A 14,244-nucleotide genomic window follows, 5' to 3' on the forward strand; every position below is an offset into this window, starting at 1 on the left:
AAGCTGGTCCTCTCCTACTGCTTCCCTACTTTCTTTGGCGCGGGTGCATTATCCCCCGAAAAGTCGAAGTACAGTGTGATTTCCTTGGCGTAAGACGGGTCTTTGCTGTAGTCGTAGTACATGTTGGTTTTGCCCATGGGGCCCATGTTTTCGGCTTTTTGCGACTTGGTGCCGATGGGCGTGATGCCGTGCATGAACGAGAGGTTGCCGCTGGGGAAGGCCGGGGCCGTGTTGTAGGGCTTGGCGGCGAAGCGTGGCGTGAAGAGGCGTAGGTACACGTCTTCCTGGTCGCAGAGGATGGTGAGGGGCTGGCCGGTGGTTTGGAGCGTAAGCCAGTAGAAGTTGGAGTAGTAGCCCTTGAATTCGGGGTAGAGCGGGCTCTTAGTGCCGTCGGGCTCGCCGGTGCTGGTGTTGTTGTAGGCCTTGGTCCAGACGCCGAGATTGGTGCCTTTCATCCGGTCTTTCCAGACGCGGTAGGGGCCGTCGCCGCGCCACTGGATGCCTTTTACTTCCTGCTCGGGGTAGTTGAAACTGAGGCCGGCGAGGGCGAAATCGTAGTCTTTGGGGAAGTACTTGGCCGTCATACGTACCCAGCCGGAGGGGTACACCGTCCATTGCAGCGACTGGTAGCGGCTGGCTTTGGCGAACTTCGCGTCAATCACCACATTAGCGCCGTCCTGGTGCTGGGTGAGGCCTTCGAAGGCAGCTTCGCCCTCGGCCAGCACGGGGCCGTTGGTGAGCGGGATGAGGCCTTTGGCGTTGCGCACTTGGCGCAGCAGGCCGGTTTTGCGGCTGAAGGTGAGCGTGACGCCGTGGGCGCTGGCGGTGTAGAGCGAGTCGGTTTCGGTGAGGGTGGCGGAGCCCGAGCCGGTGGTAACGGCCAGGCGCTGGGCTACCTGCGCGGGGCGGGCAATGGGCCAGCTCCAGGTGTAGATTTCGCGGCCGGTGGGGTCGGTGGCGGTGACGTAGAGCACGTCGGACTGCTGCCAGTCGGCGGGCAAGCTCAGCTTGAGCGGGCCAAACTCGGTGGGCGCGATGCTGGGAGCGACAATGGTACCGGTGCGCGTGGTGGGCGCGGCGCTACTGCCGGGCGTGGGTAATTGCGCCAGTTTCCAGGTGAATTTGCAGGCGCTCAGGTTGGTGTAGGTGAAGCGGTTCTGGATGCGGAAGGTGCCGTCGAAAGTGGGCGTGATTTCGCGGCGCTCGAAGAACACGGGGCTCCATACTTCTTTGATAGTGAAGAAGCTGCCTTCCTTCTCACGGTACGGGCCCACGATGCCGTCGGGGCCGTGGTCGCCGTCAGTGTCGAGGATGCCGCCTTTGTCGGTCCGGACCACGGCAGCGTCGGAAAAGTCCCAGAGGAAGCCGCCGGCCGAGAGGGGCTCGCGCCACATCTGCTCCCAGTAGTCTTCGAGGCCCGCGCCGTGGCCGCCGTCGTAGAGGCCGTGCAGGAATTCGGTGGGGAACACCACGTTGTGGCCGTGCAGGTGGGTGCCGTTGCCGTAGTCGTAGTTGATGTAGTGCTGGGTATCGGTGCCGCGGAAAACCTGCCAGGCGTGCACCACGGGGCGTTTTTGCAGGTCGAGGCGGTCGAGCACGGGGTCGAGGTCGAAGTTGTGGCCGCCCTCGTTGCCGTTTATCCAGCCGATGATGCTAGGGTGAGTTTCGTCCTTGGTCACCATTTCCTCGCTGAGTTTGGTGCCGGTGGGCGTGTTGTAGGCGGCGTGCCAGCCGGCCAGCTCATCAAACACGAAGAGGCCGAGCGAGTCGCAGGCTTCCAAAAAATGGTCGTCGGGCGGGTAATGCGACATGCGCACGGCGTTCATGTTCATGTCTTTCATCAGGTTCACGTCCATGATGCTGAGCGCCTTGCTGGTGGCGCGGCCCGAGCTGGGCCAGAACGAGTGTCGGTTTACGCCCTTAAACTTGACTTTCACGCCGTTGACGTAATAACCCTCGCGCTCGCGCAGCTCCACGGTGCGGAAGCCGAAGCGCTGATTGAGGGTGTGTACGGTCTGGCCGCCTTTGCGTAGGGCGAGCGCGAGGCGGTAGCGGTTGGGCGTTTCAGGGGTCCAGAGTTGGGGATTGGAAACGGTGGTTTGTAGGCGAGTGGGCGCACCGCCAGCCGCTACTGCAGCTTTAAACTCCCTTCCTACTTTCTGCCCGGCCAGCGTGTAGAGCTGACCCACGACTTCATCGGCCGCCGCGCCGCCCGCGTACACGTCGGCTTTGAAACTGCCGTCGGCTCGCGCATCCAGCGCCACGCGGCTGATGTGCGCGGCCGGCAGCGCCTCCAGAAATACCGGCCGGAAGATGCCGCCGAAAATCCAGAAGTCGCCGCGCCGCTCGGCGTCGTTCACCGATTCGTTGGCCGAATGCTTGCTCACCTTGGCTTCGAGCAGGTTGGTTTTGCCGTATTTCAGCAGCTTTGAGATGTCGTATTTGAAGCGGTAGTACGAGCCCTGATGCGTCGCACCGGCGGACTGGCCGTTGATTTTCACCTCAGTATCCGTCATCGCGCCGTCGAACACGATGTTCACGACTTTGCCCTGCCAGCTGGCCGGAACCTTGAACTGGTACTTGTAAAGGCCGCTTTCCTTGCCGCGCGCGGTGTCTTTGTTGTGCCCGTAGTTGTACTTGCCAAAACCCTGCAGCTCCCAGTTTGCTGGCACCGGAATGGTAGTCCACTTACCTGAATTACGGCCCGCCGTGCAGTAGAACTGCCATTTCACGGTTTTACCGTTGCCCGTGCCGGACAGCAGTTGGGTTTCGGTGCGCTGGGCGTGAGCGTGCGTAAACGGCAGCAACAAAAGCACCAGTGCGACGAGTGTGGAAATCCTGGATAATCGTGAGGGCATGCGGTATGATATGTAGAAACGCGACACTTCGCGTCTCAATCGTTGCTGATGTGGTTTGGACTGCGGCACTTGGGCCGTTCACCGAGGAGACGCGAAGTGTCGCGTCTCTACATCGTTTTACTGACTCAGTTAGCGCCCAGTCCTTTCGCAGCCGCGTCAGGCGTGGATGTTTTCAAGGACTTCAGATAGAACACGGCTTCCGGTTCTGAGTCGCCGGCGTTCGGCAGGTCGTAATCCTGGTCGGCGGGCGTGTCGGGGGTGGGAAAATGGCGGGCCTCACCGGTGCGAAACATGATGCGCTCGAACGACGCCACCGGGGCGTAAAAAATGTAAGTCCCGGAAGGCTTGCCGTTGATGGCCACGGTGTAGGAACGGGTATCGGCATCCAGCGCCACCTTCACATCGTACTGCTGGCCGGCGATGTACTTCGTCATGTTCTTGAAACGCGAACCGGCCTTGTTGCGGAAGTTTCCTTCGGCATCAAAAGTCAGTTGCACGGCCGGCAAACCTTTGGCGTCCTGAAATTCAATTTGCAGCACGCCCTTGTCGTTTTGAGCGGGGATTACCGAGAACTCGGCCGTCACTTTTTTGGCATTGGGAATGATGCGCTCGGCCTTGGCATAGTCAAATTTATCCGAGTCTTTGAAGACGAGGCCCTTCGTGCCATCGGGCAGCTTGCCGATTTCGACGGGGGCTTGTACCAGGCTGTAGGTGTTCCAGTTGGCCAGTTCCTGGCCGGCTGGCAGCTGGGCAAAGTCGTCGTTGGCAGGCGCGGTGGCGGTGGCGCGCACGGGCACGGGCACCGAGGCAATCCAGAGGTCCTCCTTGTTCACGCTGTAGGTCACCCAGAGGTTTTTATCGGGCGGCACGCCGTCGCCTTCCTGGATGCCGCGCACGTACTGCGGGCCGTAGCTTTTGTAGGCGCCGCCGTAGCGCATGGGCGTGATTTCGCCGTGTACCAGCCAGAGGTTGGTGTAGTCGAGGCCGTTCTCGCTGGTCGAAATGGCCAGCGGCCAGCGGAATTCCGACGGGTTGTACACCGTGGCGTAGCGGCCATCGGTGGTGCGCTGGCCCCAGATTTTGGCGTTGCTGTTCACGAAATGCGGGGCGCGGATGACCGGATTGGGCCAGGTTTTGCCACCGTCGGGGCTGATGGTGGTGAGGGCGTGCTTCCAGAGGCCTACCACGCGCTGCCCATCGGGCAAGTGGTAGTAGCTGAAGGCTTTGTAATCCTTCTTAATGGGAATCAACGGGTCCTGGCGGTCCTGCTCCTCCACCATCTGCTGCATCATCAGCGGATTGGCCAGGATTTCCTCGCAGGCGGCCACGAAGCCTTTGTCCTTGCTGGTGGTGTAGAAGGGATAGGTCGATTTCGACTTGTCCCAGGAGGCGTTGTTCCGCAGAAAATAAATTGGGCCAAACTTGCCACCCGGCAGCACCTCCCGCACTACCCGGCCAATGCCGTGCCCGTCGTTCGGGTCGTCGTGCGGTTCGATGACAATGCCGTAGTATCCAAGGGTCAGCAGGCGGCCTTTCTTCGAGGTGTAGAAGCCGATGCGCTGGTGCATCACGGCATAAAGGTCCTTGGCAACTTTGCCGGGGTGGCCTTCTTTGGTGGTGCCGTCGGGGATTTTGTAGGGCGGGAAGATGACCGTGGGGTTGGTCCACGTCTTGCCGTCTTTTGAAGTCATCAGCAGGGTGCGGCCGGGCGGCACGTGCTCACCCACCGGGTTGCTGAGGTACTGGTAGTAGAACTGCCCGTTCCAGTAGGCCAGCATGGGGGCGTGGTTGTAGGTCCAGCCCTCGCCGTTGGCGGCAGTGGGGTGCTCGCGGTTGGCGCGCAGCACTTGCAGGCAGTGCGTGCCGATGGCGGGGCGCAGCTGGCCGTGGTGGTAGTCCACGTTGCTGAGCGTGGTGCCGGTGTAGCGAATGGTTTCGGGCGCAGTTTGGGCGTGGGCGAGGATTGGCAGTAAGGCCGCCAGCATCGTAGCGCGGACGCTGTGAGTCCGCGCCTTGCCAGGACGTTCACCGATGCGCGGACTCGCAGCGTCCACGCTACATCCTGGCAGCCGTTGGGTATTAGTCATCATTTTCCAGTAGCTGAGGCTGCACCCGCCGCACCGGCCGGTGCGGTTTGCAACAGATTCTTAAGCGTCTTGCGGGGCACCATGAAGATGGTGCCGTGCTTGTGGCCGACGGGCACGCTCACTTTGGCCGAGACGTCGGTGAAGGTCTTGAAATCGGTGGTTTTGGCCGCGCCGTACTTCTTCTCGCGGTAGGCATCATAGTAAATCAGCCATTGATTATGCGGCAGCCTGGCCACGCTGGGGCCTTCGGTGAAATTGGCGGTGAAGGGCTCTGATACTTTCAGGAAAGGCCCGGTTGCTGTGGGCCCGAAAGCCACTTTGATGTCACGCTCGGGGCGGGTGTTATCCTTTACTACCAGCACGTAATCATCGACGCCGCGTCGCAAAACCTCCGAGTCAATGGCGCTGAAACCGGGGTCGAAGTAGAGCTTAGTGGCTGAAAACGTCTGAAAATCCTTGGTCGTGGTGTAGTAGAGGCGGTGGTTGTTGTCCTCGTCCTCCTGTCCTTTCGGAAAGCGCAGTGGGATGGTGCTGGCCCACACGATGAGAAATTGCTGGGTGGGCGGGTCGTAGAAGATTTCGGGGGCCCACACGTTCACCGTGCTGGGCTCGTGGCTCATTACGTCGATGAAGCGCTGTTCCGACCAATGCACCAAGTCCTTCGAGCTGGCGTAGCCGAAGCCCTTGTCGCCCTTCCAGCCGCAGGTCCAGACGAGGTGGTAGGTGCCGTCCGGGCCCTGTGCGATACTAGGGTCGCGCATGAGCTTGCTCGGGCCCACCTGCGGGGTCAGAAACGACTTGCCCAGGTCCTGCCACTTGTAGCCATCGTAGCTGTAGAGCAGGCGCAGGCCGTCGGTAGCGGGCTCGCGGAAGGAGGTGAACATATAGGCTTCCTTCGCGCAGGAAGTGAGCAGCGCGGTTGCGAGCAGCGGGGTTAAGAGGCGAAAGGGTTTGCGTTGGTTGGGCATAGTGAATTTTAGAACGTCATGCTCATCTGGCGTCCGCGCAGCCGAAGCATCTCTACCGCGCAAGTAACTCAATTGAAGCAACGAAGCGGTAGAGATGCTTCGGCTGCGCGGACGCCAGATGAGCATGACGGCCTTTTCGGGCTCAATGCGTTACACCGAATCCAGAATAAGCACCCAGTCGTTGCCGTCCTTCTGCTCGCCGGGCGGGTTGAATTCCTGGGTGCCTTTGTTCGGGAAGGTACCAATGGCGGTGGTTTTGCCATCGCGCGGGCTATACCAGGAGGCTTTAATTCTGGCGCCAGCAATTTTGCCCAGGTTCACTTTCAGATTGCGCCCGTTGTAGGTGTAAACAAAGGCGTAATTCTTGCCCCGCGTGGCAAACTGGCGGTTATACTTCTCCCCCACTTCGCCGGCAATAAGCGACTGGTCAGGCACGCGCTCGAAGAAAGGCCGCGAGAGCATCAGCTGCTTCAAATACTGCATCTGGGCCGAGCCCGGCGCATTAATAGCCGACGACCACAGCTCCGATGAGCCGTAGGCGCTGCCTTTGTCGAAGCTGCTGTGCATCTGCATCACCGAATTCTGGCCGTAGGTGTAGCCAAACGCGCCCGCGAACACCGACCAGTAGCCGTAGCGGCGCACGTCGGCGTCGGTCCAGCGGGGCTGGGTGATGTCGTGCAGGCCGTGCGGAATGCCTTCGTAGGAAGGTTCGCCATCGAGGCTCGGCTTGGCGGGTTTCAGGGCGTAATCGGCTTGCTGGTATTTCCAGTTGTCGGGGCCGTAGTGGTTCTTTTCCTTGCGCGCCGTGTCCTGCTCGTAGCGCTGGTGGCCCGACTGGTACATGTTGAAGTCCAGCCAGCTGGCATTGTGAAACCAGTCCGACGACTGCGTGCGGCCGCGCGGGTGGAAAGTTTCGAGGTGGTTCGGGTCCACCGCTTTCAGGGTGGCGCCGATGGTGTTCCACACCTTCAGCGAATCGGAGCCGGCAATGTCGCCGCCATTCAGCCAGATGATATTCGGGCGGTTTTTATATCGCTCGGCCAGGAAGGTAGCGTAGGCTTTAGCCTGTTGCTGATTCACCTTACCGCCCTTCACATTGGTGCCCCACACGGGCACCATGCCCATGTAAAGCCCCTTTTTGGCGGCCAGGTCCACGATGTAGTCGACGTGGTCCCAGTAGTCGTACTGCGCGGCATCGGTGGGCGAGTTGCCGGGCGTGGTGAGGGGCCGCGCCACGTTGGCGTGCGTCAGGGCCGAGTCGCCGTAGACGTTGGCGATGGGCACCTGGTGCAGCACCATCACCTGAATCACGTTGAAGCCTTTTTTGCGGCGGTCTTCGAGGTAGGTTTCGGCTTCCTCGCGCTTGAGCTTGCTGAAGAGCAGCCAGCCGGTATCGCCCAGCCAGAAAAAGGGTTTGCCGCTGCCCGTCATCAGGTAGCGGCCGTTGGGCGATACTTTGAGCGGGCCGGTGGGCTCGGCCGGAGCGAAGGCCACTAAGAGCAGCAGAAGCAGCGTAGAGAAACGGGTTTTCAGGGTCATCTAATCGGTATCAAATAACAGAACGGTCATGCTGAGCGCAGTCGAAGCATCTCTACCGTAGTACTAAAATTGATTACTCCCACGGTAGAGATGCTTCGACTGCGCTCAGCATGACCGTTCGTTTTCTTAAGACTTTACCTTGCCGGCATTGGGGCGCACGTTTTGCAGCGGCACCACGCTGTTTAGGTACTCTTCGATATTGGCGTAGCCGTCTTTGTCGCGGTCCTGGGTGGCGTCGGCGGCGCTTTTGGGGTTGAGGCCGTGGGCGGTTTCCCATTGGTCGGGCATGCCGTCGTTGTCGGCGTCGGCGTAGGGCTTGCCTTGGTAATTGGGGTAGCCACCCACTTGCGCGGGGTCGGTAATGATGCCGTTTTTGTAAGAGTCTTCGGGCAGGCGGCGCTTGATGTAGGGGCTGGCGGGCGCCGGTTGGGCGTCTTTGGCGTAGGTGATTTTGCCGGTGCGGACGTCCTGCACGATGCGCGCATCCACGGCGTCGCGCCGGGGCAGGGTGCAGCCGGCATTGGCCAGCACGTACTGGTAGGCCTCCTGGGCGGGCAGCACGGTGGTCATGCCGGGCAGGGTGAAGGGCTTATCGGTTCGGATTTCGGCCACGATTTTTGCGGCGTCGGGCTGGTCTTCTACCTGCACGCCACCGGCCCAGTTGTCCTGCGTCACTTTGGGGTTGCCGTCCACCACGTTGCCGGCCACGTAGGCTTTACCGAACAGGTTTTTCTGGTCCTTGTCGCGGCCCGATTCGGGCTTGAGGATGCGGTAGCTGATGGGTTCGCCGGCCGGGGTGATGGGGCCGGGCTTGTAGTAGTTGTTCACGAAGTTGTATTCCGAGTGATTGTCGCCGCCGTCGGCCGAGCGATTCCACCAGTTGAACACCACGTTGTTGGCGAAGTTGAAGTCGCCGTACATGCCTACCGAGGGGTTGCGGGCAATGTTATTCGCCCACAGGTTGCGGGTAAACAGGCTGTTCAGCCCGCCGATGGTGCTACCAAAAGCGTGGTTGTAGGTGTCCAGTCCCTCCGAGAAAATGGAGTTCTGAATGGTCACGTTCACCGTCGGCAGCTTGTCGGCCTTGCCCGTTTCGGGGTTGTGGTAGACGTGGCGGTAGATGGACATGTTCTCATCCAAGCCCCACGAGGCCGAGACGTGGTCGATGATGATGTTGCCGACCGGGTTGCCGCCCAGGCCGTCGTCACGCCGGGCCACGTCGGTGGCGCCGCGGCGGAAGCGCAGGTAGCGCACCACCACGTCGTGCGTGTTAATCCAAACCGACTCGCCGGCCACGCAGATGCCGTCGCCCGGCGCCGTCTGGCCCGCGATGGTGACGTAAGGGGCCCGAATGATAATGGGGCTTTGCAGCTTGATGATGCCGGCCACGTTGAACACGATGATGCGGGCGCCGCCCTGCTCCAGGGCCTCGCGCAACGTGCCGGGGCCGCTGTCGGCTAGGCTCTTCACCACGTACACTTTGCCACCCTGCCCGCCGAAAACGTGCGCCCCGCCGCCTTCCGCACCGGGGAAGGCCAGGCGGCTGGATTGGGGCAAATCCGAAGGTTTAGCGGCCCAGGGAATATAGGGCTTGCCGGCTTTTGCTTCGGCCTGAATGATGGGCTGGGCCTTTTGCCAGGCGGCTTCCGAGCGTTTCTCTTCTTCGGCCAGGGCGGCGTCGGCTTTGGCCTGCACTTCCGGCGGAATCTTGGGGTACTGGGCACGGGCGGCGGGTGCGGCAACGGCGGAGGCGAAGAGGACGGCGAGAAGGGCGCGACTGCGGTGGGTCATGGATTGGGATGGGAGTGGTTGGTTATCGTCATGTCGAGCGCAGCCGAGACATCTCGCTCGCATCGTTGAACTGGCAATTGATTACTTGGGCACGCGAGATGTCTCGGCTGCGCTCGACATGACGTTCGGTAGTCTTTCTGGCTCTATTCTAATACCCCGGATTCTGTCGGAAGTCGCTTTTATTCGTCACCGCGTCGAGGTCGCTTTGCGGAATGGGCCGCAGGACGTGGTAGTCCTGGATATTGGGGGCGGCGTCGGGGTTGTTGGCGCGCACGCGGTCGAGGAGCTTGCCGGTGCGCTTTAGGTCGAACCAGCGCACTTGCTCGCCGGCCAGCTCGCGGGCGCGCTCATCGAGGATGAAGTCGAGCGTGACCTGACTGGCGGTGATTTGCATGGCGGCGGTGCGGCCGGGCAGAGCGGCGCGGGTGCGAATCTGGTTGATGTAGTAGGCCGCCGAATCCAGCTTACCATTGCGGAACTGGGCTTCGGCGGCAATGAGGTAGATGTCGCCGAGGCGGAGCAGGTTGGCATCACGGGCGCTTTCGGTGACGGTGGCCGTGGCGCGGGTGGGGTCGTCGAACTTGCGCAGCGAGGGGTAGTGGAACCGGTCCTTGGGCGTGCCGTTGGCGTTGTACATGTCGTCGATGTCGTACACCTTATAGCGGTAGCGGCGGCTGTAGAGCTGCAGCGCATCGGGGATGGACTGCTTGGTGGTCAGCACGGCCGTGTCGCCCACAGCAAACTTGTTCTGACCAGTCAGGCCGGCCAGGCCGGTGGGGTTCTGGGCCACTTCCGCGGCGGTCCACTTCGGGATGGTACCGGAGTTATTAGCCAGCCAGGCTTGCTTGAAGCTGCCGCTGTAACGGCTGTCGTTCTGCTCGTTGTAGAGGCCCAGCAGGAAGCGGGTGGGCATGTAGCGCACGTTGGGGAAACCGTTGAGCACGTCGCGCTGCATACCGGGCAGCGAGGCGTAATCCATCAGGAAAAAGGTGTGGCCCAGGTTACTGCCCGCGTTGAAGGTGAGGTTGGTGGAGTAGTTCACGGCCCACAGCACTTCGCTGTTGCGCTGGTTGGTGAAGTCCCAGAGGCTGGCGTAGCTGGTTACCAAGCGGATGCCCTGGCCGGTGTAGCCCGTCACCACGCGCTTGGCCAGGTTGGCGGCGCGCTGGTACTGGCCGCGCGTGAGGTAGATTTTGGAAGCAAATGCCTCGGCGGCCGGCTTGGTGATGCGGCCGTAGTCGGTGGTGGTCACCGGCAGGTTGGCGGTGGCGAAGTCGAGGTCCTGGAAAATCTGGTTGTACACGTCGGCCACGGAGGCGCGGGTGGCGGTGGTCACCACGCCTTCGGTGGGTTCCAGGCGCAGGGGCACGTCGCCGAAGGATTCGACCAGGTGGTAGTAGTACCAGGCGCGCATGAAGCGAATTTCGGCCTCCAGCACCGGCCGGCGGGCGGGCAGCAAGCCAGCGGTGTTTACGTATTTCAGGGCCTGGTTGGCCAGGTTGATGGCGGCGTAGCACTGCTGCCAGAGCTGGGTTTTCACCCAGATATTGTCCGAAATCAGGCTTTGGTAGGTGGTAAGGGGCGGCTGGGGTGTGGCGCCGCTCACCACGGTGCCGCCGTTGTTGGCGGCGTTGGTCCAGATGTCGGTGCCCATTTCGAGCAGGGCGTAGCCGGCCTCCTTGCCGTAGAGGGCGCGGTTGTAGGTGTACATGGCATTCACGGCGGTTTCGAAGCCGTCGGGGGTGGTGAACACGGCCTCAGCGGTCGAGCCGCTGGGGTTGTATTCGGCCAGCTGGTCTTTGCAGGCGGTGGCGGCCAGGGCCAGCAATGCCAGGGTCAGGGTCTTTTTGAAGGTCGTTTTCATGACGTCAATTCGATTAGAAGCCCACGTTCAAACCCACCACGTACACGCGGTTCAGCGGCCGGTCAATCACGCCTTCGCCCTCGGGGTCGAAGTCCTTGAGGTTGCTCAGCGTGTAGAGGTTTTTGCCCGACACATACACGCGCAGGTTGTCCATGCGCAGGCGGCTGGTGAGGGATTTCGGCAGGTTGTAGCCCAGCGTCACGTTGCGCACTTTGGCAAAGGACGCCTGCCGCTCGGTGAGTGTGGTGATGTAGCTCAGGCTGCGCGTGGCGTTGGGGCGGGGGTACTCGTTGGTGGGGTTTTCGGGGGTCCAGTAGTCCACCACGGCGCCGTTGCTGCTGCCGCTGCGGGTGTATTTGGCGTAGTAGTCGGAGCTTATCCACTGGCCCACGCGGGCGACGAACAGGATGTTGAGGTCGAAGCCCTTGTAGCGAAAATCGTTGCTCAGGCCGCCGGTCCACTTCGGCACGCGCGAGCCGATGATGGTGCGGTCGGCGGCCGTGATTTTGCCGTCCGGCACACCGTCGGGCCCCGAAATATCCTTGATTTTGATGTCGCCGGGAATGGCCCCGAACGTGGCGGCCTGGGTTTCCTCGCCCAGTTGCCAGATGCCTTCCTTCACGTAATCGTAGTAAATCTGGGAAGGCTGGCCTTCGATGAGCGAGTTGCGGTAGTCGTCGGCGATGACGTTGCCGTTGGGCAGCGATACGATGGTTTCGCGGTTGGCCGCGAAGGTGGCCGTGGTGGACCAGGTGAAGGCGCCGCCGCGGAAATTCTGCGAAGTCAGCGACACTTCGATGCCCCGGTTGCGGGTTTTGCCGATGTTGCGGTTCACGGTGGTGACGCCCGTGAGCAGCGGCAGCGTGTAGGGGAAAATCAGGTCGCTGGTGCGGGCGTCGTAGTAGTCCACGGTGCCGGTCAGGCGGTTGTCGAACAGGCCGAAATCAACGCCGAAGTCGGCCGTATTGGTCAGCTCCCATTTCAGGCTCTGGTTGCCGATGGTGGGCGAGATGGTGTAGGCCGGCGCGGCGGTGGTTTCGTTGTAGGAAAACTGCGTCAGGGTGAGCGAGTTCTGGGTGGCGTAGGCGTTGATGACGTCGTTGCCCGAGATGCCGTAGCTGCCGCGCAGCTTCAGCTCCGACACCACTTTCTGGTTCTTCATGAAGTTCTCGTCAATCACGCGCCAGCCCAGACCGGCCGACGGGAAAAACGCCCATTTGTTGCCCGGCGCCAGCTTCGAGGAGCCGTCGGAACGGCCCGTGAGCGTGAGCAGGTACTTGCCTTTGTAGCTGTAATTGATGCGCTCGGTGAAGGAAATGAGCTTGTTTTCGGCAAAGCCGCTGCCATCAAAAATGTTCTGGTTGGCGCCGGCCAGGTTGTAGAACGACTGCGAGGGCAGCACCTGGTTGGCCCCGCCGAGGAAGCTGTTGGTGTTGGTGAACGTGAGGATGCTGCCCACGCCGGTGAGCGTGAGCGAATGGTCGCCGATTTCCTTGCGGTAAGTCAGCACGTTTTCCCAGCTCAGGTTGCGGTTCTGGTTGTTGGTGATGGAGGCCTGCGAGTTGGCCCCTTTGCCGTCGATGGTGTTGCGGGAGTAGAAGCTGCCGGCTTCCGAGGTGGAGAAGTTGGCCCCGAACGTGGAGCGGAAACTCAGGCCGTCGAGCGGGTCGATTTCGAGGTAGGCGGCGGCCGAAATGCGGTTCGTTTTGGTGTTGCGCTGGTAGGCGCCGGGCTGCTCGTCGGCCAACGGGTTGATGAGCGTGCCGCCCAGCGGGAACGTGACGAGGTTACCGTCGGCGTCGTAGGGAGTGCCCAGCGGCGCCACCTGCGAAGCCTGGTTCAGCGGGTCGCGGCGGATGTCGTTGTTGGTGTACGAGAGCTGGGTTTGGGCGCCGGCTTTCAGCCACTTGTACACGGTTTGGTCGATATTGAGGCGGCCGGTGTAGCGCTTGTAGCGGTCCAGCTTTTCCAGGCCCTGCTCGTCGAAGTAGTTGCCCGAGAAATAGATTTTGGTGTTGTCGGAGCCGCCCGAAATACCAATCTGGTAGTTCTGCTGCTTGCCATTATTGAGCAGCAAATCCGACCAGTTCACGTACTGGCCGTTGTTGATGGCGTCGAGCTGCGCCGGCGTAAACACCTTGCTGTCGTCGGCCGGGCTGTTCCAGGTGCCCACCGCCCGAAAGGCCTCGCGCCGGAAGGCCACGTACTGCGGGCCGTCCATAAACTTGCCGTAGCCGGCCACTTGCGTGACGCCGTTGTAGGCATTCAGCGAAAGCCGGGCCTTGCCGTTGGTGCCGCGCTTCGTCGTAATAATAATGACGCCGTTGGCCCCGCGCGAGCCATAGATGGACGTAGACGAGGCATCTTTCAGCACCTCGATGGATTCCACGTCGTTCGGGTCAATCACCGAAGCATCCACACCCTGCACGCCGTCCACGATGTAGAGCACGTTGTTGGAGCTGCTGGGGTTGGCAATGGAGCGGTTGCCGCGAATGCGGACGGACGCGCCCTGGCCCGCGTAGCCATTGGCCCGCGTGATGTCGGCCCCGGGAATCTTGCCCTGCAGGGCTTCTACCACCGTCGTAGTCGGCAATTTGGTTACCTCCTCCCCTTTCACCGACGTCACGGCGCCGGTCAAATCGCGCTTCTTTACCGTGCCGTAGCCGATAACAACGACATCATCGAGCGCGGCCGCTTCGGGCGCCAGCTTCACTTCCACACGGGTTTGGTCGGGCTTCACCATCAACTCCTGGGCCTTGAAGCTCAAGTAAGAAACCACCAGCGTCACGTCCTGCTTGTCGGGCACCTGCAGGGTGAATCCACCGTCGGGGTCGGTCGAAATCCCGTTGGTGGTGCCCTTCACCACGATGGTTACGCCGGGCAACGCCTCGGCCTTATCGGCGCTGACCACCCGGCCGGTGATGGTGCGCGTCTGGGCTTGTGCGGTATTAATGAGAAATAAAACCGCCGCTAAAATGAAAAGTAAGTGTTTCATAGGGTGGGATTTAGGGTGAGAGCTGGGGCATGCGGGCGGTAGAGGCAGAACGTCATGCAGAGCGCAGCGAAGCATCTCGCATGTGGTAGTAATTCAATCGTCGAAAAGAATTAGTGGTGGCACGCGAGATGCTTCGCTGCGC

7 protein-coding genes are annotated in these 14,244 nt (G+C 61.4%); all 7 read right to left on the reverse strand.

Annotated features, from left to right (window positions below; all coding sequences use genetic code 11):
* Positions 1-14: 14 nt before the first annotated feature.
* The gene (locus Q4S41_RS08620; RefSeq protein WP_305030706.1) at positions 15-2,858 is read right to left on the reverse strand and encodes a glycoside hydrolase family 2 protein; all 2,844 of its coding nucleotides are present in this window, start codon (positions 2,856-2,858) and stop codon (positions 15-17) included.
* Between the two features lie 125 nt (positions 2,859-2,983).
* A complete protein-coding gene (locus Q4S41_RS08625) occupies positions 2,984-4,843 on the reverse strand; it encodes a six-hairpin glycosidase (RefSeq protein ID WP_305030707.1) in 1,860 nt (619 codons plus the stop codon).
* Positions 4,844-4,944: 101 nt separating this feature from the next.
* Positions 4,945-5,913: a glycoside hydrolase family 43 protein gene (locus tag Q4S41_RS08630; RefSeq protein ID WP_305030708.1), complete on the reverse strand. Its 969-nt coding sequence runs from the start codon at positions 5,911-5,913 to the stop codon at positions 4,945-4,947.
* 150 nt (positions 5,914-6,063) lie between these two features.
* Complete coding sequence (locus Q4S41_RS08635) at positions 6,064-7,452, reverse strand: glycoside hydrolase family 140 protein (protein ID WP_305030709.1); 1,389 nt, start codon at positions 7,450-7,452, stop codon at positions 6,064-6,066.
* 126 nt (positions 7,453-7,578) lie between these two features.
* Positions 7,579-9,243 carry a pectate lyase family protein gene (locus tag Q4S41_RS08640; RefSeq protein WP_305030710.1) on the reverse strand — a complete coding sequence of 555 codons (1,665 nt, stop codon included), beginning with the start codon at positions 9,241-9,243 and terminating at the stop codon, positions 7,579-7,581.
* Positions 9,244-9,391: 148 nt separating this feature from the next.
* Complete coding sequence (locus Q4S41_RS08645) at positions 9,392-11,107, reverse strand: RagB/SusD family nutrient uptake outer membrane protein (RefSeq protein WP_305030711.1); 1,716 nt, start codon at positions 11,105-11,107, stop codon at positions 9,392-9,394.
* A 13-nt stretch (positions 11,108-11,120) separates the two neighbouring features.
* Complete coding sequence (locus Q4S41_RS08650) at positions 11,121-14,102, reverse strand: SusC/RagA family TonB-linked outer membrane protein (RefSeq protein WP_305030712.1); 2,982 nt, start codon at positions 14,100-14,102, stop codon at positions 11,121-11,123.
* Between the last annotated feature and the right edge of the window lie 142 nt (positions 14,103-14,244).

Origin of the sequence: Hymenobacter convexus, from assembly GCF_030580955.1 — a bacterium.
Lineage (GTDB): Bacteria > Bacteroidota > Bacteroidia > Cytophagales > Hymenobacteraceae > Hymenobacter.

Excerpts from the sequence above, each read along its gene's own strand:
- Q4S41_RS08650 (WP_305030712.1), bottom strand. The coding sequence starts at position 14,102 with ATGAAACACTTACTTTTCATTTTAGCGGCGGTTTTATTTCTCATTAAT.
- Q4S41_RS08645 (WP_305030711.1), bottom strand. The coding sequence starts at position 11,107 with ATGAAAACGACCTTCAAAAAGACCCTGACCCTGGCATTGCTGGCCCTG.
- Q4S41_RS08640 (WP_305030710.1), bottom strand. The coding sequence starts at position 9,243 with ATGACCCACCGCAGTCGCGCCCTTCTCGCCGTCCTCTTCGCCTCCGCC.
- Q4S41_RS08630 (WP_305030708.1), bottom strand. The coding sequence starts at position 5,913 with ATGCCCAACCAACGCAAACCCTTTCGCCTCTTAACCCCGCTGCTCGCA.
- Q4S41_RS08620 (WP_305030706.1), bottom strand. The coding sequence starts at position 2,858 with ATGCCCTCACGATTATCCAGGATTTCCACACTCGTCGCACTGGTGCTT.
- Q4S41_RS08635 (WP_305030709.1), bottom strand. The coding sequence starts at position 7,452 with ATGACCCTGAAAACCCGTTTCTCTACGCTGCTTCTGCTGCTCTTAGTG.
- Q4S41_RS08625 (WP_305030707.1), bottom strand. The coding sequence starts at position 4,843 with ATGCTGGCGGCCTTACTGCCAATCCTCGCCCACGCCCAAACTGCGCCC.